The organism is Pseudonocardia thermophila (assembly GCF_900142365.1).
In the GTDB taxonomy this organism is placed as follows: domain Bacteria; phylum Actinomycetota; class Actinomycetes; order Mycobacteriales; family Pseudonocardiaceae; genus Pseudonocardia; species Pseudonocardia thermophila.
Map to the genome: position 1 here is coordinate 173910 of NZ_FRAP01000005.1, position 22176 is coordinate 196085.

26 protein-coding genes, 1 pseudogene and 1 riboswitch are annotated in these 22176 nt (G+C 73.1%); of the genes and pseudogenes, 12 read left to right on the forward strand and 15 right to left on the reverse strand.

Annotated elements, in window-relative coordinates:
* Positions 1-33: 33 nt before the first annotated feature.
* Positions 34-213: a hypothetical protein gene (locus BUE41_RS08615; protein ID WP_073456472.1), complete on the forward strand. Its 180-nt coding sequence runs from the start codon at positions 34-36 to the stop codon at positions 211-213.
* A gap of 8 nt (positions 214-221) precedes the next feature.
* Complete coding sequence (locus BUE41_RS08620) at positions 222-791, forward strand: nucleotidyltransferase family protein (RefSeq protein WP_268794455.1); 570 nt, start codon at positions 222-224, stop codon at positions 789-791.
* Here the strand turns inward: BUE41_RS08620 and BUE41_RS08625 are convergent.
* Entirely contained in the window at positions 781-1362 is a 582-nt protein-coding gene (locus tag BUE41_RS08625; protein ID WP_073456474.1) for a LysM peptidoglycan-binding domain-containing protein, read from the reverse strand. The genes BUE41_RS08620 and BUE41_RS08625 overlap by 11 nt on opposite strands.
* A 458-nt stretch (positions 1363-1820) precedes the next feature.
* Here BUE41_RS08625 and moaC point away from each other — a divergent pair, with 458 nt between their 5' ends.
* Both moaC and BUE41_RS32850 read left to right on the forward strand, forming a co-directional pair.
* Positions 1821-2312, forward strand: coding sequence for a cyclic pyranopterin monophosphate synthase MoaC (gene moaC, locus BUE41_RS08630; RefSeq protein ID WP_073456475.1), 492 nt, complete (start codon positions 1821-1823; stop codon positions 2310-2312).
* 11 nt (positions 2313-2323) lie between these two features.
* Positions 2324-3207 (forward strand): annotated as a pseudogene (locus BUE41_RS32850) (molybdenum cofactor biosynthesis protein MoaE).
* A 142-nt stretch (positions 3208-3349) separates the two neighbouring features.
* Here BUE41_RS32850 and BUE41_RS08645 read toward each other — a convergent pair.
* Positions 3350-3889 (reverse strand): transglycosylase family protein, encoded by a 540-nt coding sequence (locus BUE41_RS08645; RefSeq protein ID WP_327194751.1) that lies wholly within the window; start codon positions 3887-3889, stop codon positions 3350-3352.
* Between the two features lie 565 nt (positions 3890-4454).
* Between BUE41_RS08645 and BUE41_RS08650 the strand changes: the two genes are divergently transcribed.
* From BUE41_RS08650 to BUE41_RS08665, 4 genes are read left to right on the forward strand one after another with little or no spacing between them, the layout of a single operon-like run.
* Complete coding sequence (locus BUE41_RS08650) at positions 4455-5345, forward strand: AAA family ATPase (RefSeq protein WP_073456479.1); 891 nt, start codon at positions 4455-4457, stop codon at positions 5343-5345.
* A gap of 3 nt (positions 5346-5348) precedes the next feature.
* Positions 5349-6515 (forward strand): vWA domain-containing protein, encoded by a 1167-nt coding sequence (locus BUE41_RS08655; RefSeq protein WP_073456480.1) that lies wholly within the window; start codon positions 5349-5351, stop codon positions 6513-6515.
* A gap of 6 nt (positions 6516-6521) precedes the next feature.
* Positions 6522-7640: an XdhC family protein gene (locus BUE41_RS08660; RefSeq protein ID WP_073456481.1), complete on the forward strand. Its 1119-nt coding sequence runs from the start codon at positions 6522-6524 to the stop codon at positions 7638-7640.
* 46 nt (positions 7641-7686) lie between these two features.
* Entirely contained in the window at positions 7687-8283 is a 597-nt protein-coding gene (locus tag BUE41_RS08665; protein ID WP_073456482.1) for a hypothetical protein, read from the forward strand.
* A 1-nt stretch (position 8284) separates the two neighbouring features.
* Here the strand turns inward: BUE41_RS08665 and BUE41_RS08670 are convergent, their stop codons facing one another.
* Positions 8285-8476, reverse strand: a complete 192-nt coding sequence (locus BUE41_RS08670; RefSeq protein ID WP_073456483.1) for a hypothetical protein — start codon at positions 8474-8476, stop codon at positions 8285-8287.
* Positions 8477-8545: 69 nt separating this feature from the next.
* On the opposite strand from BUE41_RS08670, the gene BUE41_RS08675 reads away from it, so the two are divergent.
* Positions 8546-9067, forward strand: coding sequence for a gamma carbonic anhydrase family protein (locus BUE41_RS08675; protein ID WP_073456484.1), 522 nt, complete (start codon positions 8546-8548; stop codon positions 9065-9067).
* 87 nt (positions 9068-9154) lie between these two features.
* On the forward strand, positions 9155-9757 hold the full coding sequence (locus tag BUE41_RS08680) for a dihydrofolate reductase family protein (RefSeq protein ID WP_073456485.1): 603 nt from the start codon (positions 9155-9157) through the stop codon (positions 9755-9757).
* A gap of 3 nt (positions 9758-9760) precedes the next feature.
* Here BUE41_RS08680 and thiG read toward each other — a convergent pair whose 3' ends face one another.
* The 3 genes from thiG to thiO all read right to left on the reverse strand — a co-directional run bounded on the left by thiG (position 9761) and on the right by thiO (position 11851).
* Positions 9761-10534, reverse strand: coding sequence for a thiazole synthase (gene thiG / locus BUE41_RS08685; protein ID WP_073456486.1), 774 nt, complete (start codon positions 10532-10534; stop codon positions 9761-9763).
* A 1-nt stretch (position 10535) separates the two neighbouring features.
* Positions 10536-10736 carry a sulfur carrier protein ThiS gene (gene thiS, locus BUE41_RS08690; RefSeq protein WP_073456487.1) on the reverse strand — a complete coding sequence of 67 codons (201 nt, stop codon included), beginning with the start codon at positions 10734-10736 and terminating at the stop codon, positions 10536-10538.
* Positions 10727-11851, reverse strand: a complete 1125-nt coding sequence (gene thiO / locus BUE41_RS08695) for a glycine oxidase ThiO (RefSeq protein ID WP_073456488.1) — start codon at positions 11849-11851, stop codon at positions 10727-10729. Before thiO ends, thiS begins: the two co-directional genes overlap by 10 nt.
* A riboswitch (TPP riboswitch) is annotated at positions 11839-11946 on the reverse strand. It overlaps the preceding gene by 13 nt.
* A gap of 24 nt (positions 11947-11970) precedes the next feature.
* Here thiO and thiE point away from each other — a divergent pair.
* Positions 11971-12639 (forward strand): thiamine phosphate synthase, encoded by a 669-nt coding sequence (gene thiE / locus BUE41_RS08700; protein ID WP_073456606.1) that lies wholly within the window; start codon positions 11971-11973, stop codon positions 12637-12639.
* A gap of 353 nt (positions 12640-12992) precedes the next feature.
* On the opposite strand, the gene BUE41_RS08705 is transcribed toward thiE, so the two are convergent.
* The 5 genes from BUE41_RS08705 to BUE41_RS08725 all read right to left on the reverse strand — a co-directional run bounded on the left by BUE41_RS08705 (position 12993) and on the right by BUE41_RS08725 (position 17871).
* The gene (locus tag BUE41_RS08705) at positions 12993-14426 is read right to left on the reverse strand and encodes a glycosyltransferase family 39 protein (protein ID WP_073456489.1); all 1434 of its coding nucleotides are present in this window, start codon (positions 14424-14426) and stop codon (positions 12993-12995) included.
* Positions 14427-14504: 78 nt separating this feature from the next.
* Positions 14505-15143 carry a response regulator transcription factor gene (locus BUE41_RS08710; protein WP_073456490.1) on the reverse strand — a complete coding sequence of 213 codons (639 nt, stop codon included), beginning with the start codon at positions 15141-15143 and terminating at the stop codon, positions 14505-14507.
* Positions 15140-16231, reverse strand: a complete 1092-nt coding sequence (locus BUE41_RS08715) for a sensor histidine kinase (RefSeq protein ID WP_234997107.1) — start codon at positions 16229-16231, stop codon at positions 15140-15142. The genes BUE41_RS08710 and BUE41_RS08715 overlap by 4 nt, the downstream gene beginning before the upstream one ends.
* A 23-nt stretch (positions 16232-16254) precedes the next feature.
* Complete coding sequence (locus BUE41_RS08720; protein WP_073456492.1) at positions 16255-17091, reverse strand: hypothetical protein; 837 nt, start codon at positions 17089-17091, stop codon at positions 16255-16257.
* A 93-nt stretch (positions 17092-17184) separates the two neighbouring features.
* A complete protein-coding gene (locus BUE41_RS08725; protein ID WP_073456493.1) occupies positions 17185-17871 on the reverse strand; it encodes a DUF3159 domain-containing protein in 687 nt (228 codons plus the stop codon).
* A 176-nt stretch (positions 17872-18047) separates the two neighbouring features.
* On the opposite strand from BUE41_RS08725, the gene BUE41_RS08730 reads away from it, so the two are divergent.
* The gene (locus tag BUE41_RS08730; protein WP_234997078.1) at positions 18048-18815 is read left to right on the forward strand and encodes an SGNH/GDSL hydrolase family protein; all 768 of its coding nucleotides are present in this window, start codon (positions 18048-18050) and stop codon (positions 18813-18815) included.
* Between the two features lie 176 nt (positions 18816-18991).
* Here BUE41_RS08730 and thpD read toward each other — a convergent pair whose 3' ends face one another.
* Genes thpD through ectA form a run of 4 tightly spaced genes read right to left on the reverse strand, consistent with a single transcriptional unit; the run spans position 18992 to position 22069 of the window.
* Entirely contained in the window at positions 18992-19888 is an 897-nt protein-coding gene (gene thpD / locus BUE41_RS08735; RefSeq protein ID WP_073456495.1) for an ectoine hydroxylase, read from the reverse strand.
* Entirely contained in the window at positions 19885-20304 is a 420-nt protein-coding gene (locus tag BUE41_RS08740) for an ectoine synthase (protein WP_073456496.1), read from the reverse strand. The genes thpD and BUE41_RS08740 overlap by 4 nt, the downstream gene beginning before the upstream one ends.
* Complete coding sequence (gene ectB / locus BUE41_RS08745) at positions 20301-21563, reverse strand: diaminobutyrate--2-oxoglutarate transaminase (protein WP_073456497.1); 1263 nt, start codon at positions 21561-21563, stop codon at positions 20301-20303. The genes BUE41_RS08740 and ectB overlap by 4 nt, the downstream gene beginning before the upstream one ends.
* Positions 21560-22069, reverse strand: a complete 510-nt coding sequence (gene ectA, locus BUE41_RS08750) for a diaminobutyrate acetyltransferase (RefSeq protein WP_234997079.1) — start codon at positions 22067-22069, stop codon at positions 21560-21562. Before ectA ends, ectB begins: the two co-directional genes overlap by 4 nt.
* Positions 22070-22176: the final 107 nt, after the last annotated feature.

Sequence of the window (22176 nt, forward strand, 5' to 3'; positions counted from 1 at the left end):
TTCTCGGTAGATCCGCAAGAGCAGGAGGACGTCGTGGCCAAGCACGTGAAGTCGGAGCGCATCGACCCGACCTGGCCGGTGCCGCCGGATGAGGGGCACGCCGTCACGGAGCTCGCCGCTTCGATGCAGGGGTCGCTGTCGCCGTTCGGCGACGTCCAGTTCCCGGTGGATGAGGTGCCGTACGAGCACCCCGTCACGGAGCTGAACCAGTAAGCGCGGGGCTGCTGCTCGCGGCGGGCGCGGGGCGGCGGATGGGCCGCCCCAAGGCGCTCGTCGAGCTCTCCGGCGAGCCGCTCGTCGTCCGTGCGGTGCGGGTGCTCGCCGACGGTGGAGCCGCGCCGATCCTCGTCGTGGTCGGCGCGGCCGCCGATGAGGTCCGTGCGGTGCTGCCGCCGGACGTGCACGTGGTGGAGGCCGCCGACTGGGCGGCCGGGATGGGTGCGTCGCTCAAGGCCGGGTTGGCCGCGCTCGAGGCGCTGGAGCCCGTGCCGGACGCGGTCGTGGTGCACCTGGTCGATCTGCCGGGCATGACGGCCGCTGCCGTGGCGCGGCTCGCCGACGGCGCAGGACCGGCGAGCCTGCGCCGGGCCGCCTACGCGGGACGCCCGGCGCACCCGGTCGTGCTGGGCCGGGAGCACTGGGCGGGCGTGGCGGCCCGGGCGCACGGTGACTCGGGGGCACGCGGCTACCTGGCCGGGCACCCGGCGCTGGAACTGGTGGAGTGCGGTGACGTCGCCGCACCGGACGACGTGGACACCCCCGAACAGCTCGAGCGCGTGCTCAGAGGGTGATGCGCATCCCCGGGAAGATTCGGTCCGGGGCGCCGGCGAGCGCGGGGTTCTTCGCCACGATCGCCTTCCAGCCTCCCTTGATCCCCTTGGCAGCGGCGATCTTGGCGAGGGTGTCACCCGGCTGCACGACGTAGTTGCCGGACGTGGGCGCGGCCGGGGCGGCCGAGATGTTCTTGGCGACGACCCGCTTGTTCGGTTCGGCCACACCCGAGGCGCCGATCTTCTTCGAGCAGGACGGCCAGGCCTTCCAGCCCTGGACCGCCAGCACCCGCTCAGCGACGGCGATCTGCTGCTCCCGGCTGGCCTGGTGCGGCATACCGGTGCCGCCGAAGGCCCGCCACGTGCTCAGGCTGAACTGGAGCCCGCCGTAGTACCCGTTACCGGTGTTGATGTTCCACCGACCGCCGCTCTCGCACTGGGCCAGACGGTCCCAGACCGAGTCGGGGGCGGCGAAGGCCGGGGTCGACATGCCGATGAACGGGGCACCGGCAACGGCGCCGGCCAGGGCGGTGCGGGCGATGGTGCGTCCGGTCGTGCTGGGTGCGCGATGACGTCCGCGGTACCGAGCCATCAGATGGACTCCGGGCGCTGCGCGTCGATCTCCCGACCGGCTCGTGCCGGTCATCGGCGGCCGGGGAGCGCCGCCTCGATCGCCCTGTCCCGCGCGAGGTTCGTGAGGCTACGGGGGTCCGCCGACCGCCGGACAGGGGAGCGCTGCGGTCGCCGGGGCACCACCGGTCCGGGGAGCTGACCGGGTGGCCGCGGAGCACGCTACGTCGATCCGGCCGACGCGTAAACACGGCGTGTCGTGATCACGGCCAGATCACGAATTCGTCCGAACAGCCCAATCGGGTGACGTCGTCGCTGGCAGTAGCGGTTGGGCCGACCGCCGCGAGCGACCGATCGGCGTTGCTCGATAGTGACGCAGATCACTCGCAGATCGTGACATCGGCCACGGGAACCCGGACATACGGCGCACCACGGCGGCCACGCGCCGCCTGAGCGCACACGGCGCGCCCGGCGGGCACTATGGTCCGGCGCGTGGAACTGACCCACGTCGATGCCGCGGGCGCCGCCCGGATGGTGGACGTGTCCGGCAAGGACGCCACCGTCCGCACGGCGGTCGCGACCGGCACGCTGCGCACGACCCCCGAGGTGATCGCGCTGCTGCGCCGCGACGGTCTGCCGAAGGGCGACGCGCTGGCCACGGCCCGCATCGCCGGGATCATGGGCGCGAAGCGCACCCCCGACCTCGTCCCGCTCTGCCACCCGATCGCGATCACCGGAGTGACCGTGGACCTGGAGCCGGGAGAGGCCGAGGTGCGGATCACCGCGACGGTCCGCACGACCGGCCCGACCGGCGTGGAGATGGAGGCACTGACCGCCGTCGCGGTGACCGGGCTCACGCTGCACGACATGGTGAAGGCCGTCGACCCGGCCGCCGTCCTCGATCACGTGCGGCTGGAGCGCAAGGAGGGCGGCAAGACCGGGGTGTGGACGCGACCGGAGGACCGGTCGTGAGGTCCGCAGCAGTGATCACGGCGTCCAACCGCGCCGCCGCCGGGGTGTACCCGGACCGCAGCGGCCCGGTGATCGTGGCGTGGCTGCGCGAGCGCGGCTTCGACTGCGCGGACCCGACCGTCGTGCCCGACGGCGATCCGGTCGGCGAGGCGATCCGGGCCGCGGTGGCCGCCGGCGCCGACCTGGTGATCACCACCGGCGGTACGGGGATCTCGCCGACGGACCGGACGCCCGAGGTGACCAAGGCCCTGCTCGACTACGAGGTGCCCGGCCTGGCCGACGCGATCCGCGCGGCCGGGGCGCCGATGGTGCCGACAGCGGTGCTCTCCCGCGGCGTGGCCGGGGTGATCGGCCGCACACTGGTGGTGAACCTGCCCGGTTCCACCGGCGGTGTCCGGGACGGGCTCGGCGTGCTCGACGGGGTGCTCGACCACGCCATCGACCAGCTGCGCGGAGGAGATCACCGATGACCGCCGAAGTCCTGCGGGCCACCGTCGTCGAGGAACCGCTCGACGTCGAGGAGCACGCCCGACTGGTCGACCACCCGGCCGCCGGCGCAGTCGTGACGTTCTCCGGCGTGGTGCGTGACCACGACGGCGGCAAGGCCGTGCGCGGGCTCAACTACAGCGCGCACCCGACTGCGGCGAAGGTCGTCGCGGAGATCGCGGCGGAGATCGCCGCGTCCGCGGAGGGGGTGCGAGCGATCGCGGTGAGCCACCGAGTGGGTGACCTCGCGATCGGCGACGTGGCGCTGGCCTGCGCGGTCGCCGCGGATCACCGCGCCGAGGCGTTCGCCACCTGCTCGCTGCTGGTGGAGGAGGTCAAGAAGCGGCTGCCGGTCTGGAAGCACCAGCTGTTCGCCGACGGCACCGACGAGTGGGTGAACTCGGCCTGACCCGGAACGCCCGGCAGCCGCCCGCACAGGAGTGCGAGCGGCTGCCGGGTCTTCGGAGGGGACGAAGCGAGGCCTGCCTACGGCGACCGTGCGAGCAGGGTCAACCACCGCGCTCGCGCAGCGCCGGAGGAACGACCATCGATCAGCGCAGGTCCAGCTGCTGACCCACCTTCAGCAGGTGCGGGCTCGAGAGCACGTCGCGGTTGCGCTCCCAGATGGCTTTCCAGCCACCGGGGACGTTCTGCTCGACCGCGATCTTGCTGAGGGTGTCGCCGGGGCGGACGATGTAGTCGGCTCCGTTCTTGGCCACCGGCTTGGCGGCAGCGGGCTTGGCGGCGGGCTTGGCGGCAGCGGGCTGGGTCGTCTTGGCGACCACGCGCTTGTTCGGCTCGGCGGCGCCCGAAGCGCCGATCTTCTTCGAGCAGGACGGCCAAGCCTTCCAGCCCTGGACCGCCAGCACCCGCTCAGCGACGGCGATCTGCTGCTCCCGGCTGGCCTGGTGCGGCATGCCGGAGCCGCCGAAGGCCCGCCACGTGCTCAGGCTGAACTGCAGGCCACCGTAGTAGCCGTTACCGGTGTTGATGTTCCACCGGCCGCCGCTCTCGCACTGGGCCAGACGGTCCCAGACCGAGTCGGGGGCGGCGTCGGCGGTACCCGCGAGAGCAACCGGAGTCCCGACCACCACCGCACCTGCGATTGCGAGCTGCAGCAGTTTCCGGCCGGCGTTTCCAGGTCGACGCGTCATGAGTGACTTCTCCAAACGCACCTGACGAGGAGGACTCGCACGTCGGGGCGGGGGTCATAGCCCACGTGCGATCCCGGTCGCCGCCGCGCGGCCGGGGTCCGGCCGGCGGCTGTATGCGCCTCGTGTCCTGCCCCGTCTTCTGGCTCGACGGACCGGAGCCGCGGGGCAGGACCACGGCGCGACGGCTCCGGATGGCATTTCCGACCGCTCGGGGGAACGGCCGACCGAGAACGCTACGGGCGGGTCCCCGCATTTCGTCAATCGCCGGCCAGGTGAGCGCGATCACGATTACGGAAGAATTACATCGTTGTTCTTAGCGTTTCTCCAGGTCATAAGGCTGAGATCACGACAAGATAACGTTCCGATAAACTACCTCCAACCCGGAAGTATTTCGGGATGGAGGCTTGTCTTGCCGCCCCGCCACCGCGTCACGTACGGTCCGACCTGACCGAGTGGCTCACACGAGGTGGCCGCCGGTCTGTGCGTCCGTCATGCTGGACTGGTGCAGGATCCGACCTCGTCCCCCACCGCGCTGGCCGCCGCACTGCGCGAGACCGGCTACCTCGCCGACGACGGCCTCGCGACCGCGGCGTTCCTCGCCATGCGGATGAACCGGCCGCTCTTCTGCGAGGGCGAGCCCGGCACCGGCAAGACCGCGCTCGCCCAGGCGCTGGCGCAGGTGCTGGGCGCTGAGCTCATCCGCCTGCAGTGCCACGAGGGCATCGACGCGTCCCAGGCCCTCTACGACTGGGACTTCCCCCGCCAGCTGCTCCACCTGCGGTCGCTGGAGGCCAGTGCGGCCGCGTCCGGGGAGAAGCTGGACGCCGAGGCGGTCGAGGCGTCCCTGTACGACCAGCGCTTCCTGCTCGCCCGGCCGATCCTGCGCGCCCTGCGGACGAGCCCGTCCGTCCTGCTGGTCGACGAGATCGACCGCGCCGACGACGAGTTCGAGGCGTTCCTGCTGGAGGTGCTCACCGAGCACGCTGTGACGATCCCCGAGCTCGGCGAGGTCAAGGCCGAGACGCCGCCCGTGGTCGTCCTCACCTCCAACCGCACCCGCGAGGTGCACGACGCGCTGAAGCGGCGCTGCCTCTACCTGTGGCTCGACCACCCGGACCTGGCCCGCGAGATCGAGATCCTCCGCTCGCGGATCCCGGGCATCCCGGAGCGGCTGGCCACCGAGGTCGCCACGGCCGTGCGCAAGATCCGCCAGACGGAGCTGCTCAAGCCGCCGGGTGTCGCAGAGTCCTTGGACTGGGCCCGCGCGCTGCAGCTCGTCGGTGCCCGCCACCTCGACATCGAGAGCGCTGCCGCCACCCTCGGGGCGGTCCTCAAGTACCGCGAGGACGCCGACCGGGTGCGCGCGCAGCTCGACACCCTCCTGGCCTCCTGAACCGTGCCCGCGCCGGTCACCGTCGACGAGGACCCGATCGCCGCGCTGGTCGGGTTCACCGTCGTGCTGCGCCACGCCGGGTTGAACATCACGACCGACCGGGTCACCGCGTTCCTGTCGGCCGTGGACCAGCTCGACGTGACCAGCCGAGTGCAGACGTACTGGGCCGGACGGCTCACGCTGTGCAGCGATCCGGACGACCTGCCGCGGTACGACCGGGCGTTCGCCGACTGGTTCACCCCACCCCGCGAGGGCAGCGGCGGCACCGAGCTGATCGACCAGCGCAAGCCGCCGCCGCCCAAACTGGCCGCGCTGACCTCACCGAACGGCCAGGGTGAATCGGACGACTCCGAGGGCGATGAGGAGGAGCAGTTCCTGGCCCGCGCATCGGGCAACGAGGTGCTGCGCCACCGCGATCTCGCCGAGCTCTCCCCCGCCGAGCGCGAACACCTGCGCAGGCTCCTGGCACTGCTGAAGCCCGACCCGCCGCAGCGGCCGTCGCGGCGGCTGCACCCGGCACGGCGCGGGTTCTCCGACGCGCACCGTACGCTGCGGGCCGCGCTGCGCAACGGCGGCGAGATCCGCGAGCTGCGCAAGCGCGACCACTCCGTCCGCCCGCGCAAGGTCGTGCTGCTCATCGACGTGTCCGGCTCGATGGAGCCGTACGCCGACGCGCTGCTGCGGTTCGCCCACGTCGTGGTGCGGCGCGCCCCCGCGTCGACGGAGGTGTTCACGATCGGCACCCGGCTCACCCGGGTCACCCGCGAGCTGCGGATGCGCGACCCCGAACGGGCGCTGGCGGCCACCGGCCGCGCCATCCCTGACTGGTCCGGCGGCACCCGCCTCGGCGAGGTGCTGCGCGCGTTCATCGATCGCTGGGGCCAGCGCGGTGCCGCGCGGCGGGCCGTGGTCGTCGTCTTCTCCGACGGCTGGGAGCGCGGTGACACCGAACTGCTCGGTTCGCAGTGCGCACGGCTGGCCCGGCTCGCCCACAAGGTCGTGTGGGTCAACCCGCACGCCGGCAAGGACGGCTACGCGCCGATCCAAGGGGGAATCGTCGCGGCGCTGCCACACTTGAACCAGTTACTGGCGGGCCACAGCTTGGCCACGCTGGAGAAGCTGCTCGAGGTGATGGCCTCGAGCGACGGAGGCCGAGTGACGAGGCGGTGACAGGGAATGCGTGACGTGCTCCCGAAGCTCGAGGAGTGGTGGTCCAAAGGTGAACCCGTCGCGCTCGCCACGGTCGTCGGCACCTATTCGTCGGCTCCTCGCCAACCCGGCGCGTCGATGCTCGTCGGCGCCAACGGCGAAGCCGTCGGTTCGGTGTCGGGCGGCTGCGTCGAGGGTGCGGTCTACGAGCTCGGCCAGCAGGTGCTCGCCGACGACCGGCCCGTGCTGCAGCGCTACGGCGTGTCCGACGACGACGCGTTCTCGGTCGGGCTGACCTGCGGCGGGATCATCGACATCTTCGTCGAGAAGGTCACGCCCGAGGCGTTCCCCGAGCTGGGCACCGTGGCCGAGGCCGTGCGCAACGAGGAGCCGATCGCGGTCGCCACCGTGACCTCCGGGCCGGCGGAGCGGCTCGGCAAGCGGCTGATCGTGCGTCCCGACTCGGTGCTGGGCAGCACCGGCTCGCCGCGGCTCGACGACGCGCTGCGCGACGACGTGCGCGGCCTGCTCGACGCCGGCCGCAACGCCACCCTCTCCTACGGGGTCGACGGGCAGCGTCGCGGCGAGGGCCTGACGGTGTTCGTCGAGTCGTTCGCCCCGCCGCCGCGCATGATCGTGTTCGGCGCGATCGACTTCGCCGCAGCCGTCGCGAAGATCGGCAACTTCCTCGGCTACCGGGTGACGGTCTGCGACGCCCGGCCCGTGTTCGCCACCGCGTCCCGGTTCCCGGGCGCCAACGAGGTCGTCGTCGAGTGGCCGCACCGGTACCTGAAGGCGGAGGCCGAGGCCGGACGGATCGACGGGCGCACCGCGCTGTGCGTGCTCACCCACGATCCGAAGTTCGACGTGCCGCTGCTGGAGGTCGCGCTGCGACTGCCCGAGGTCGGCTACATCGGGGCCATGGGCTCCCGCCGAACCCACAACGACCGCATCCAGCGGCTCAAGGAGCGCGGCATCACCGACGAGGAGATCGCCCGCATGTCCAGCCCGATCGGGCTGGACCTCGGAGCCCGCACGCCCGAGGAGACCGCGGTGTCGATCGCGGCCGAGATGATCGCCAAGCACTGGGGCGGCGCCGGGATCCGGCTCGCCGAGCGGGACGGCCCGATCCACGCCGCTCCCTGACCGGGGCGTGCGCAGACGGTCACTCCGCGTACTGTAGACACCCGCCATGCGCATCTACGCGGAGCGACCGTTTCGCATCCTCCGGCAGTTCCTGTCCGACGTGCTGGCCATCGGCTGGGTCGTCGTGGTGGTCCTCGCCGCGCTGGCCGTGCGCGAGGTGATCCTGCGCCTGCAGGGCCCGGCGACCGCGCTGGCCGACGCGGGCGAGTCGATACGGAACGTGTTCGACGGGGCGGCCCGCACCGCGGGCGGCGTGCCGTTCGTCGGCGGTGAACTGTCGTCGGCGCTGGGCGCCGGGGCCGGGGCCGGGGACCGCATCGCCGAGGCCGGGCGCGAGCAGGCCGAGACGATCGCGGCCGTGGCCACCGGCACCGCCGTGCTGGTGATCGTGATCGGGATCCTGCCGGTGCTGTTCGTGTGGCTGCCGCTGCGGGTCCGCTACGCCCGGCTGGCCAGCGCCGCGGTCGCCGTCCGCGGGCTCGACGACGACCTGCTGGCGCTGCGCGCGATCACCCGTCAGCCCGTGCGGCGGCTGCTCAAGGTGTCGGCCGATCCGGCAGCGGCGTGGCGCAAGGGCGATCCCGAGGTGGTGGCGGGCCTGGCGACGCTGGAGCTGCGCCGGCTCGGGCTGCGCAAGCCGTGACCTACTCGTCGAACGGCGGGGTCTTCGGCGGCGGAGCGGGCTCCTTCACCACCGGCCGCGGGACGCGCGGCAACTCCTCGTCGCACCCGCCGCTCCCGCCTACCCGGATGAACGCCGCGATCACCAGGCTGATCAACAGGGAGCCGAGGAGCACGGCGAGTACCCAGAAGATCACCCACAGCGCCGTGCTCACCGGTCCTGCCGCCCTTTCAGTCAGGCGAGCCTAACCCAGGATCAGCCGTCGCGGTGAGAGGTTTGGGGGATGCCGCTCTTCTCGTTCGAGGGCCGCGCGCCCACCGTGCACCCGTCGGCGTTCATCGCTCCGACGGCCACCCTCGTCGGCGACGTCCGGGTCGAGGCCGACGCGTCCATCTGGTACAACGCCGTGCTCCGCGCGGACTTCGGGCCGATCATCGTGCGAGCGGGCGCCAACGTGCAGGACGGCAGCGTGCTGCACGGCGGCGACGATCCGGTCACCGAGATCGGGCCCGGCGCCACCGTCGGCCACCTGTGCGTGGTCCACGGCTGCGTGGTCGGCGCCGAGGCGCTGATCGGCAACGGCGTCACCGTGCAGGACGGCGCGCGGATCGGCGCCCGCGCCCTCGTCGGTGCCGGCGCGACCGTCCCTCCCGGCACGGTCGTCCCCGACGGACAGCTCTACCTCGGCGGCCCCGGGCAGGTGAAGGGGCCGCTCACCCCGGGTGCGCGGTGGTGGGTCGACACCAACCCGGCGACCTACCGGGAGCTCGCGAGGCGGCACCGCGACGGCGTGCAGCCGGTGTGATGTCGCTGGTGTGATGTCGCTGGTGTGATGTCGAAGAGCGCGGGCCGGCTCCGACCGGAGGGTGCACACCTCAGGAAGGAGCATTCGATGACCCGCGTGACCTGTGACCTGGCCGTCTCCCTGGACGGGATCGTGGCGGGCCCGAACCAGCGCGCCGACGCCCCGTTCGGCGACGGGCTCGGCGCCGACGGGCACGACATGCACCGCTGGATGCTCGACGAGGCCGAGGAGCACGCCGCGGAGCTGGCCGCGATCACCGAGGCCGGCGCGTACATCATGGGCCGCAACATGTTCGGCCCCGGCCGCGGCGAGTGGGACCTGTCGTGGACCGGGTGGTGGGGCCCCAACCCGCCCTACCACGCCCCGGTGTTCGTGCTCACCCACTACGAGCGCGCGCCACTGGTGATGGAGGGCGGCACGACGTTCCACTTCGTCACCGAGGGACCGCAGGCCGCGCTGAAGCTCGCCCGCGAGGCGGCGGGCGAGCGCACCGTCGCGATCGCCGGCGGCGCTTCCACGGTGAACCAGTACCTGTCGATCGGTGCGATCGACGAGCTGCGCCTGCACGTCGTGCCGCTCGTCGTCGGGCAGGGGGAACGGTTGTTCGCCGGGGTCGGGCGGGTGCAGCTGCGGCTGGCGTCGGCCCGCTGCACGCCCTCGGTGAACCACCTCACCTACGAGCGCGTATGACCGCTACTCGTCCCGCTCCGGCGACGATGCCTGCGCCCAGTACCGCCGCGGGATGCGTCCCGCGTGGCGCGCCGCGTACCCCGCCTCGACAGCCAGCCGCATGGCGTGCGCCATCCGCTCCGGGTCCGCCGCGCGCGTGACCGCGGTGGCGAGCAGCACCGCGTCGCAGCCGAGCTCCATCGCCTGCGCGGCCTCCGAGGCGGTGCCGATGCCCGCGTCGAGCACCACCGGGACCCCGGCCTCAGCGACGATCATCTCGATGTTGTGCGGGTTGCGGACGCCCAGGCCGGTGCCGATCGGCGCACCCAGCGGCATCACCGCGGCACAGCCGACCTGCTCCAGCTTGCGGGCCAGCACCGGGTCGTCGTTGGTGTAGGGCAGCACGGTGAAGCCGTCGTCGACGAGCTGCTCGGCGGCGTCGAGCAGCTCGACCGGGTCGGGCAGCAGCGTGCGCTCGTCGGCGACGACCTCCAGCTTGACCAGGTCGGTCTCCAGCGCCTCACGGGCGAGCCGGGCCGTGAGCACCGCCTCGGCCGCGGTCCGGCAGCCCGCGGTGTTGGGCAGCACGGCGATCCCGAGCCTGCGCAGCAGATCGAGCACGCCGGTGCCGGTGGTGGCGTCGATGCGGCGCATCGCGACGGTCGTGAGCGTGGTGCCGGACGCGACCAGGGCGCGTTCGAGTATCTCCAGGTTCGCCGCCCCGCCGGTGCCCATGATCAGCCGCGAGCCGATCTTGTGGCCGCCGATGACGAGGTCCGTGCCGTACTCGTCCGCCATGTCAGCCCCCCTGCACCGCGGTGAGGACCTCGATCACCGCACCGTCGCCCAGCTTCGCCACCGCCCAGTCGACCCGCGGCACGACCTCTCCGTCGACCGCGACGGCCACGCCGGAGCGGGGCGCGCCGATGGCCGAGAGGGCGTCGTCGACGGTCGCGCCGGGCGCCAGCTCGTGGCGCTCGCCGTTGATCGTCACGTGCATTCGGACCTCCGGAATCGTCGGGGATCGGTGGGGGCTGGGACCGATCCGCCGCGTAGCACCTCGAGCACGGCGGCGGCGGTGACCGGGGCGAGGAGGATGCCGTTGCGGTGGTGCCCGGTGGCCACGAGCAGCCCCTCCGGCCCGATGGGGCCGATCAGGGGCAGGTTGTCGGGGCTGCCCGGACGCAGCCCGGCGGCCGTCTCCAGCAGCGCGTACTCGGCGATGCCGGGCAGGATCCGCTCGGCGTCGCGGAGCAGGTCGCGCACGCCGGCGACGGTGACCTCGGTGTCGAACCCGGCCTCGTACTGGGTCGCGCCGACCACGAGTCCGCCGTCGCGCGGCACGAGGTAGACCGGGCGGCCGTCGACGAGCGCCCGCACCGTGCGGGCAGGCGGCGGCAGCGCACCGGTCCGGTGGCCCAGCCGGACGATCTCGCCCTTGACCGGGCGGATCAGGCCGGCCAGCGCCGGGTGCAGCCCGGCGGAGTGCGCCCCCGCGCAGACGAGCACCTGCTCCGCACGCAGCTCGCCCTGATCGGTGCGCACCCCGGTCACGCGGGTGCCGTCGTCGAGGACTCCGCGGACGGTGGCGCCCACGAACGTCACCCCGGCCCGGCGCGCGGCGTGCTGCAGCGCGTTGAGCAGCGCCCGGTTGTCGACGGCGAGATCGCCCGGCACCGACAGCCCACCGCGCACGGCCGGGCCCAGGCCGGGCTCCAGGCGGCGCAGCTCGCGACCGGACAGCCGCTGCACCGTGCGGCCGAGCCGCGCCAGGTGCTCGGCGAGCGCATCCAGCTCGGCGCGGTCACCGGTGCCGGTAGCGGCCACCACCGTGCCCTCGGTGCGCAACCCGGCCGGCCGGTCCGCCGCCGCGGTCAGCTCCTCGGCGAACGACGGCCAGACCGCCACCGCCGACAGACCCAGCTCGAGCAGCGTCTCCTCCCCCGGCCAGGCCTCCGTGACGGGGGCGAGCATGCCGCCCGCCACCCACGAGGACCCGGACGCGGGGGCCGGATCCACCAGCGTGACGTCGAAGCCCTCGGCGGCCACCCGCCACGCGCACGTCAGGCCGATCACCCCGGCCCCGACGACCATCACTCGCACACTCAACTCCATCCGCTCCCTGCGCCGGCATGACCCGGATCAGGTTCGACGGTCGGGACCGGTCGGTCCCCTCTCAGCCCGCGCGCCGGGCTCCCGTGCGTCACCCGGCACCGAGCGTACGCTTCGACGGCGTGCCCGGATTCGACGCCGTCTCCCGACGCGAACGCCTCGCCGCCGCCCGCCTCTACCTCTGCACCGACGCCCGGCGGGACAGGGGCGATCTTGCCGAGTTCGTCGACGCCGCCCTCGCCGGCGGGGTCGACATCGTCCAGCTGCGGGACAAGGGCCCGGACGGACCGCTGGAGGCCAAGCACGAGCTGGCCGCGCTGGAGATCCTCGCCGAGGCGTGCGCCCGGCACGGGGCGCTGCTGGCCGTGAACGACCGGGCCGACGTGGCGCTCGCCGCCGAGGCCGACGTGCTGCACCTCGGCCAGGAGGACCTGCCCGTCGCCGTCGCACGGCGGATCGTCGGGGACGACGTGGTGATCGGGCGTTCGGCGCACTCGGCGGACGAGACCGCCGCGGCCGCCGTCGAGCCCGGCGTGGACTACTTCTGCGCAGGCCCGTGCTGGCCCACCCCGACCAAGCCGGGCCGCCCGGCGCCGGGCCTGGACCTCGTCCGCACCGTGGCCGAGCGCAGGCCGGCCCGCCCGTGGTTCGCGATCGGCGGCATCGACCAGCAGCGGCTGCCCGAGGTGCTGGCGGCCGGTGCGGAGCGGATCGTGGTCGTGCGGGCGATCACCGAGGCCGAGGACCCGAAGGCCGCGGCCCAGGCCCTGCGCGCCGCCCTCCCCGGCTGACGGTCCCCAGCCGCGCGAGTTTCCCCGTCCGACACCGCGAGTTGCCCCGCACAGCACCGCGAGTTGCCCCGCACAGCACCGCGAGTTGCCCCGTTCGACACCGCGAGTTGGCCGGACCGGACGTTCCGACCGCCCCGAACCGGACACCTCGCGCTTACCGACCGGGCAACTCGCCCCACCGCTGGGGGACAACTCGCACCACCGCTGAGGGCAACTCGCCCCACCGCTGAGGGCAACTCGCACCACCGCTGAGGGCAACTCGCACCACCGCTGAGGGCAACTCGCCCCACCGCTGAGGGCAACTCGCACCACCGCTGAGGGCAACTCGCGCCACCGCTGAGGGCAACTCGCGGTCAGTTGGTCACGTGCACGATGCCCGGCCACAGCTCGGCCCACGACGCGCGCGGGCCGCGGCAGACGTGCACGCGCTTGCCGTGCTCCTCGTCCGCGACGCCGTAGGGGTTGTCGAGCACCGCGACCTGCTCGCACCGGGTGAACGTCCGGGCGAGGACCGGATCGGGCATCCCGACGGCCAGGACCTCCTCCGTCCCGGCGGGCGGCGGCCCCCAGGTGCCGTACGCGTTGTGCCCGCTGTACGCCGGGATGCCGCTCAGCTCCACCGCGGCGGCCTCGCCGTAGTTGCCGGCGAGCACGGGTGCCCCTGCCGGCCGCACGGCCATGATCTGGACCAGGTGATCCGGCCAGCCGATCGGGTCGGACAGCACCGGGTTGATCGCCGCGAAGGGCAGGTGCCGGTGCGCCTCGATCGGCAGGACGGGCAGCGCGCTCGGCACGATCACGGCGGCCGCGGCGGTCAGCGCGGCCGCGATCGCGATCGGCCGGTCCCGCCACCGCTCCAGGACGATCCCGCCCGCGGCGAACAGCGGCAGGTACGCCGGCAGCAGGTAGTACGACCGGCCGCCGACGAGCGCGAGCAGCACCAGCAGCACCACCCAGATCATCGCCAGCGGGCGGTACGCGCGGGAGCGCCACAGCCACCACAGCCCGGCGATCCAGATCGGCGCGAGCAGCGGGTTCATCGTCAGCACCTGCATCGGCAGGAACGCGAGCGCCGCCGAGATCCCGCCGGTCTCCTCGCTGATCGAGCCGGCGACGCCCACCATCGGCCAGCCGTGTGCGGTCTGCCACACCAGGTACGGGCTCGCGATCACCAGCGCGAGCAGCGCCGCCGCCCACAGGTGCTTCGAGCGCAGCCGTGGAGCGAACGGGAGCACGCCGAGGACGCCGATCGCGAGCAGGGCGAGCGTGTTCTTGTTCAGCAGGCCGATCCCGGCGATCGCGCCGAACGCGTACCACCACCGCGGATCGGCGCCGCCCAGCAGCTTCACCAGCACCAGTAGGCAGCCGGCCCACGCGACCTGGTCGAACGCCGACGGTCCGAACAGGTGGAACAGCGACAGCGCGACGGTGGCGGTGCTCGTCGTGATCGCCGCGACGAGCTGGGCGCTCCCCCCACCGCCCAGCTCCCGCGCGACCAGCGACGCGAGCACCGCCACCGCTGCTCCGGCCAGCGCCGGCCACACCCGCAGCCCGACGAGCGTGGCCCCGAACAACTGGTCGGAGAGCCACGCGAGCGCCGGGGTGAACGGGGGCTCGCTCACGAACCCCCAGTCCATCCGCCGCGACTCGGCGTAGAAGTACATCTCGTCGCGGTGCCACCCGTACCCGGCGGCCACGGCGAGGTGCAGCAGCACCGTCGCCGCTGCGGCCAGCAGGACCGGCCGCGCGTGCCATACCCGGACCGGGGCGGGAGCGGCGATGACCATGCAGGCGATCCTCGGCTCCCGAGGGGTCCGCGCACATCGGTCCACGGGCGGGACCGCGCGCTCCTCCCGTGGGATGAGCTACACGAGCCCGTGGTCGTGGGCCATCACGATCGCGGCCGCCCGGTCTCGCGCGCCCAGCTTGGTGAAGATGCTCCTGACGTGCGACTTCACCGTCGCCTCCGACAGCACGAGCGCGGCGGCGATCTCGCCGTTGGTCGCACCCCGGGCCATCCGTGCGAGCACGTCGCGCTCGCGCTCGGTGAGCTCGGCGATCCGCCCCGCCGCCCGCCGGGCCGGAGCCTGGCGGCGGTAGGCGGCCAGCACCCGCGGGGCGACGGCCGGGTCGAACCACGCTCCTCCGGCGGCGACCGCGCGCGCGGCCGCGATGAGGTCGGCGGCGGAGGCGTCCTTGAGCACGAACCCGGAGACGCCGGCCCCCAACGCGCCCCACAGCACGTCGTCGTCGTCGAACGTGGTGAGCACGAGCACCGGCGGGGCGCTCGGGCGGGCCCGCAGCGCGCGGGTGGCCTCGATGCCGTTCATCTGCGGCATCCGCACGTCCATGAGCACGACGTCGGCGTCGAACTCGGCTGCGGCGACCTGGGCGCCGTCGGCGAACTCGGCGACCACCTCGAACCCGTCGGCGGGCGAGAGGATGCGGGCGATGCCGGTCCGCACGAGCGTCTGGTCATCGACCAGCACCACTCGGACCGTCATCGCGCACCTCCGCACGGCAGCTCGGCCCGCACCCGCCAGCCCTCGGGGCTCGGCCCGGCCTCCACGGTGCCGCCGACGATCTCGGCGCGCTCCCGCATGCCGACCAGACCGTAGCGGGGGCGGTCGTCGTCTGCGGGCGCGGTGGCACCGAGGCTGGTCACGTCGACGGTGACGAGCGCGTCGGTCACCGCGAGCCGCACGTGGGTGCGGGCCTGCGGGGCGTGCCGGCGGGCGTTGGTGAGCGCTTCGGCGACGATCCGGTATGCGACCAGGCCGACGGCCGGCTCCGGCCGGTCGACGTCGCCCTCGACCACCAGCTGCGCGCCGGAGCGTTCGGCGAGCGGGGCGACGTCGGCGAGGCCGGGCAGCGGGGCGTCGGTGCCGGAGTCGTCGCCGCCGCGCAGCAGCGCCATCACCGACCGCAGCTCGGCCATGCTGCGCCGGCCCGCGGTCTCCGCCTCGGCGAGCGCGGCGTCGGCGGCGTCGGGATCGCGGCGCAGCACGTGCCGCGCCCCGGTGAGGTGCAGCAGCACGGCGGCCAGGCCGTGCCCGACGAGGTCGTGGACGTCGCGGGCGATCCGCCGCCGTTCCTCGGCGATGGCGACGGCCGCCAGTTCCCGCTGCGCCTCCTGCAGCCGCTCGGACAGCTCCAGTTGGCGGCGCACCAGCCGGCCGGACACGACGGCGAACGCGACCCCGAGCACCCAGCTGAGCGCGCCGAAGTGCTCCCCGGGCGGCAGCAGCGCGTACGCGACCACCGGCGCGGCCACGCAGACCAGCCCGGCCGTGATCGCGCGCAGCTGCGCCGTCTCGAACCAGGCCACGACGAGCCCCAGCAGGGCGCACAGGAACAGCACCTGCTCCAGCTGCCCGCTGCGCGCGACGAGCACCACGGGCGCGGCGACCGCGAGGGCCAGCACCGGGGAGGGCAGCCACGGCACCCACACGCCGGCGGCCAGCACCACGACCGCCAGGGTCAGCCACCCGAGCTCAGCAGGCCGGCCGGGGTCGACGAGCGCGGTGAGCACCCCGACCACGGCCGCAGATGCCCCCAGGCCCACCCGTAGCCCGACCGGCTCCACGCGCATCACGGGAGCAGTGTGCCGCTCAGCTACCCGGCCGTGCTCCGCGACGCGGCTGCGGCGTCGTCCTGGCCGCCGTTGTTCGGGCCGCCGTTCGTGCCCCCGCCGCCGATCAGGTCGGGCAGGACCCCGCCGCTCGGCTGCGGCTCGGGCGTGGGGGTCGGCTGCGGCGTCGGCCGGGTGGTCGGTTCGGTCGCGTCATCGCTCGGCGGAACGTCCCAGTTGCGGTCGTGCTGCGTGCGGCGGGAGTCGCCGTCGTCCTGGTCGTCGTCGCTGGAGTCCGTGGAGTCCGCGTCGGACGGGTCGGCGGTGGGGGTGGCCGACTCCGGCGAGCCGCCCTGCAGCACCCGGCCGACCGAGGGCTCGCCGCCCCACAGCGTCGAGCCCTTCAGCGCCTCGACGCCGGTCACCGCGGCGAGTGCGAGGGCGAACCCGAGCACGGTGGCCACGAAGTAGCCGGCGGTCCGGCGCCGGGAAGTGCGCGGGACGTCGGCCGGAGCGATCAGCTCGGTCGCCTGGTCACCGGGCGGAGCGGGCGCAGCCATGACGACGGTGTCGAGCTCGTCGGGATCGCCGGGGCTCTGCGGGCGCAGCCGGGCGGTGACGACGCTGCGGGCCCGGTCGATGGAGCGCTGGTAGATCGAGGTCGCGACGGTGGTCGCCACGGCGCCGATCGCCGCGCCGAGCACCGTTCCCGCCACCCCGAACCACGAGCCGAGGAAGGCGCTGGTGGCGCCGGCTCCGGCGACCGCGAGAACCTTGCTGATCGTGAGGTCCGTCTTGGCGGGCGCCTGCGTCGGGGTCTCCGACGGCTGGGGCGCACGCTGATCGTGGTGGCGTGGCGGCATGACGGTGGTGGGTCCCATGGCTCCAGGTGGTCGATCGCAGGTCGTGCGTCACCATGTTCAGCGCTCGGGACGGCTTGATCGTTGCAGAACGATCACCGATGGTGAGGACTCTCACCCCGTCCCGCGGACCACTCCCGGGTCGACGGGATGGCGGATGCCGGGATGGCCGGGCGGCAGCGCCGAGCGCAGCAGCGGCCACGACACCGCGATGCAGACGGCGATCAGCGGCCAGGTCAGCGCGATCCGCGTGATCGCCAGCACGACGTCGGCGCCGAGGAGGTAGAGGGGGATGAACACGACGAGGCGCAGCAGGTACTGCCCGACCCACGCCCAGCTCGCCCGCTGGTAGCCGAGCAGCAGGTGGGGGTCCCGCCGCCAGCGGGTGCGCTGGCCGAGGATCCCGCCGACGATCAGGCCGAGGAACGGCCAGCGGATCACGATCGACACCGCCCAGGCCAGCGCACTGCCCGCGTTGAGGATGAGCTGGGGAAGGAAGAAGTCGACCGCCCGGCCGGTGTAGAAGGCGACGGCGGCGCCGACCGCCACGCCGAGCAGCCCCAGCAGCACCGAGCGCGGCTTGCGGCCCTGCGCCAGCCGTACCGCTGCGACGGCCGCGGCGACGACGAGGGCGACGCCGCCCGCCCAGTACACGGGCCCGGGCTGGGGCACGTCGACGAGCTGGGTGACGACGAGGGCGATCGCGAACGCCGCCACCGGCAGCGTGGCGTCGATCGCACCGCGCCGGCCGCCGAGGATCACGCGCAGCGACTCCGGCTCGGCGGGACGGGACTCCGGCATAAGGCAAGGGTGCCCTATCCAAACCCTGAGGGGCACGTCCCCTGGCGCGAATCCCCGGCTCTGAGTGATATTGGTGGAACCCAGGGGACAACGATGTGCAGCTAGTGAACGGAAAGGTGCGCGGAGTGGTTGGCCGGGCTGAGACACGGGGGGGCCAGCGTCGCTGGAACAGTTTCGTGGCGCTCGGAGACAGCTTCACCGAGGGCCTCGACGACTACTTGCCCGACGGCACACCGCGAGGCTGGGCGGACCGGGTCGCCGAACACCTCGCCATCGACAACCCCGAGCTCCGGTACGCCAACCTCGCGGTGCGCGGCAAACTCCTCGACGAGATCGTCGAGGAGCAGATACCGGTGGCCGAGCAGACGCGCCCCGACCTGATCACGTTCTGCGGCGGCGGCAACGACATCCTCCGTCCGACCTGCGACACGGACGACCTCGCCGCCCGGTTCGACGCGGCGCTTGCGCGGGTCTGCGCGACCGGCGCGACGGTGCTCACGTTCACCGGGTTCGACCTGGCCAGGATGCACCCGCTGCTGCGCAGGCTGCGCGGCCGCGTCGCCTGCTACAACGAGATGATCCGGGCCAGCGCCGAGCGGCACGGCGCGCTCGTCGTCGACCTGTGGGGCATGGCCCCGCTCGGCGACCCGCGCACGTGGGGTCCGGACCGCGTGCACCTGCGCGCCGACGGGCACCGCCGCGTCGCGCTGCGGGTGCTGGAGACCCTCGGCGAGCCGATCAACGACGACTGGCGCACGCCGCTGCCGGCCCCGGAGCCGGTGCCGTGGCTCGCCCGTCAGCAGGAGGACCTGCGCTGGCTCAAGGAGTCGGTGCTGCCGTTCATCAAGCGCCACCTGCTCGGGCTCGGCGGCCCGCGCAAGCACGTGGCGCCGAAGCGGCCCGAGCTGGCCCCGGTGAACCCGCTGGACCCGCTGCCGCACTGACCCTGCCGCTCCGGCCCTGCCGCACTGGCCCCGGAAAGCCACGAACGGCACTTCCGTCAGCAACGTCGCTGACGAAAGCGCCGTTCGTCTGCCGGGCCGATGCGGAAGCGGCTCCGCCGTACCGCGTCCGGCCGGACCCGGCCCACCCGAGCCCGGACCCCCACCGGGCCGGGTCGTCAGATCGGGTCGAAGGTGCGCGCGGCGATGTACTCCGGCCGCCGCCCAGGCGCCGCGAACGGCTCCACCAGCGCGTTCTCCACGCTGTTGAACACCAGGAAGATGTTCGACCGGGGATAGGGCGAGATGTTGTTCGGCGAGCCGTGCATGCAGTTGGAGTCGAAGAAGACCGCGGTGCCCGCCTCGCCGGTGAGCACGGCGATGCCGTGCCGGTCGGCGAGCGTGGTGAGGCTGTCCGGGTCGGGTGTGCCGATCTCCTGCTCGCGCAGCGACTGCCGGTAGTGTTCGGCCGGGGTCTCGCCCACGCACGAGACGAACGTGCGGTGCGACCCGGGCATGATCATCAGCGGGCCGTTGTGGGCGTGGTTGTCGGTCAGCAGGATCGAGCAGCTGACCGCGCGCGGGACCGGCATGCCGTCCTCGGCGTGCCACGTCTCGAAGTCGGAGTGCCAGTAGAACCCGCCGCCCCCGAAGCCGGGCTTGTAGTTGATCCGGCTCTGGTGCACGTACACGTCGGAGCCGAGGATCTGCCGGGCCCGCCCGCCGACGCGCTCGTCGGCGACCAGCGCCGCGATCAGCTCGCTGAGCTTGTGCACCTCGAAGACGGAGCGCACCTGCTGCGAGCTCTTCTCGACGATCGTGCGCTCGTCGGCCGTGACCGCCTCGTCGGTGGCCAGCCGGTCGAGCTCCGCCCGGTAGGCGGCGACCTCCTCGGGCGTGAGCAGCCCGGGCACCGTGTGGAACCCGTCGCGGTCGTGCGCGGCGAGCTCATCGGGCGTCGCCGGGCCGGGGATCGACGATGCCCAGACCGTCGGCTCGGCGCGCTCGATCAGCGCGGGCCGGTCGGCCACCCGGGTCGGGTAGGCGTCGGCGGTCCGGGCGTCCACGACTGTCATGAGGCCTCCTTCTCCGGCCCGGCCTCGGCCTCGAGGGTGATCAGCGGGTACACGCCGTTCTCGTCGTGCACCTCGCGCCCGGTGACGGGCGGGTTGAACACGCACACCGTCCGCATGCGGGTTCGCGGGCGCAGCTGGTGGCGCTCGTGGCCGTTCAGGACGTAGATCGATCCGGGGCCGAGCCGGTAGGTGCGGTCGTTGTCCTTGTCGTACAGCTCGCCCTCGCCCTCGACGACGAAGACGGCCTCGATGTGGTTGGCGTACCAGAAGTCGTTGACCGTGCCGGCGGCCAGCACGGTCTCGTGCAGGGAGAACCCGACGCCGTCGCCGGCGAGCACGATGCGCTTGCTGCGCCAGTTCGGGGTCTCGACGTCGCGCTCGGTGCCGGTGACCTCCTCCAGCGTGCGGACGATCATCGGCCGACCCCCTCCGTGACCGCGCGGACGGAGTCCGCCACGATCGCGAGCCCCTCGTCGAGCTCGGCGTCGGTCACGGTGAGCGGCGGCATGATCTTCATGACCTCGTCGGACGGGCCGGAGGTCTCCATCAGCAGGCCGCGCTCGAACGCCGCGGCGCACACCTTCGCGGCCAGCTCGGGCTGGCCGAACTGCAGCCCGCGGGCCAGCCCGCGGCCCTTCGGGGTCAGCTCGACGGCCGAGGAGGCCGCAGCCAGCTCGGTGAGCGCGGCCTCGACCTTCTCGCCCTTGGCGATCGTGGCGCGCTCGAGGGCGTCGTCGCGCCAGTACTCGTTCAGCGCGGCCGTCGCCGTCACGAACGCCGGGTTGTTGCCGCGGAACGTGCCGTTGTGCTCGCCGGGACCCCACTGGTCGTACTCCGGCTTGATCAGCGTCAGCGCCATGGGCAGGCCGTAGCCGGAGATCGACTTCGACAGGCAGACGATGTCCGGCTGGATGCCGGCGATCTCGAACGAGAAGAAGGGGCCGGTGCGCCCGACGCCCATCTGGACGTCGTCGACGATGAGCAGGATCTCGTGGCGGCGGCACAGGTCGGCCAGCGCCTGCAGCCACTCGACGCGGGCGGGGTTGATGCCGCCCTCCCCCTGCACGGTCTCGACGATGATCCCGGCCGGCTCGTTCAGACCGCTGCCGGAGTCGGCGAGCAGCTTCTCCAGCAGCAGGAAGTCCGGGACGGTTCCGTCGAAGTAGTTGTCGTACGGCATGGGCGTCGCGTGCACGAGGGGGACGCCGGCGCCACCGCGCTTCATCGAGTTGCCGGTGACCGACAGCGCGCCCAGCGTCATGCCGTGGAACGCGTTCGTGAAGTTGATCATCGCCTCGCGGCCGCTGATCTTGCGCGCCAGCTTGAGCGCAGCCTCCACGGTGTTGGCGCCGGTCGGGCCGGGGAACTGGACCTTGTAGTCCAGCCCGCGGGGCTCCAGCACGACCTCTCGGAAGGTGCGCAGGAACTCCTCCTTGGCGCTGGTGAACATGTCCAGGCCGTGCGTGATCCCGTCCCGGGCCAAGTACTCGATCAACGGTTTCTTCAGCGCGGGCGGGTTGTGCCCGTAGTTGAGGGCCCCCGCACCGGCGAAGAAGTCCAAGTAGGACTTTCCGTCGACATCGGTGATGCGGGAACCACGCGCGGTGTCGAAGACCACCGGCCAGGAGCGGCAGTAGCTGCGGACCTGGGATTCGACGTCTTCGAACACGGTCATTTCTGCATCATTCCTCGGTCGATCGGGGAGATCCGGTGGAGGATCTCGGACTCGTGTCGGGCGCCGAGCACGTCGGTGCCGAACAGCTCCGTGCGCTCGAGCCGGGCCCCGTGCCGGGCGGCGAACGCCGCGAACAGGGCGCGGGAGGCCGTGTTGCCGTCGGTGACCGTGGTCTCCAGGGCCGTGATGCCCGGGACGCGCGCGACCAGGGCGTCGAGCATGCGGCCGGCGATCCCGCGCCCCCGCGCAGCGGCGGCGACGGCCACCTGCCACACGAAGAGCACATGGGGGGCGTCCGGCCGGCGGTAACCGGTCACGAAGCCGACGACGGCCCCGTCGCTGCGCGCGACCACCGAGGTACCGGCGAAGTCGCGGCACCACAGCACGTACGCGTAGCGGGTGTTGACGTCCAGCACACCGGTTTCCGCCGCGATTCGGTGCAGCTCCACCCCGTCGGGGATGTCGGGGTGCGCGATCTCGACCGCCAGCTTCTCGGGTGCCGTCACGAGGCGACAACGTAACAAGAACATTGCGGGCCCGCCGGATGGAACGCGCATTCCCCGAGCCTCTCGGAGAAATACTGTGACTGCTATCACAGATGCGTTTGATCGGC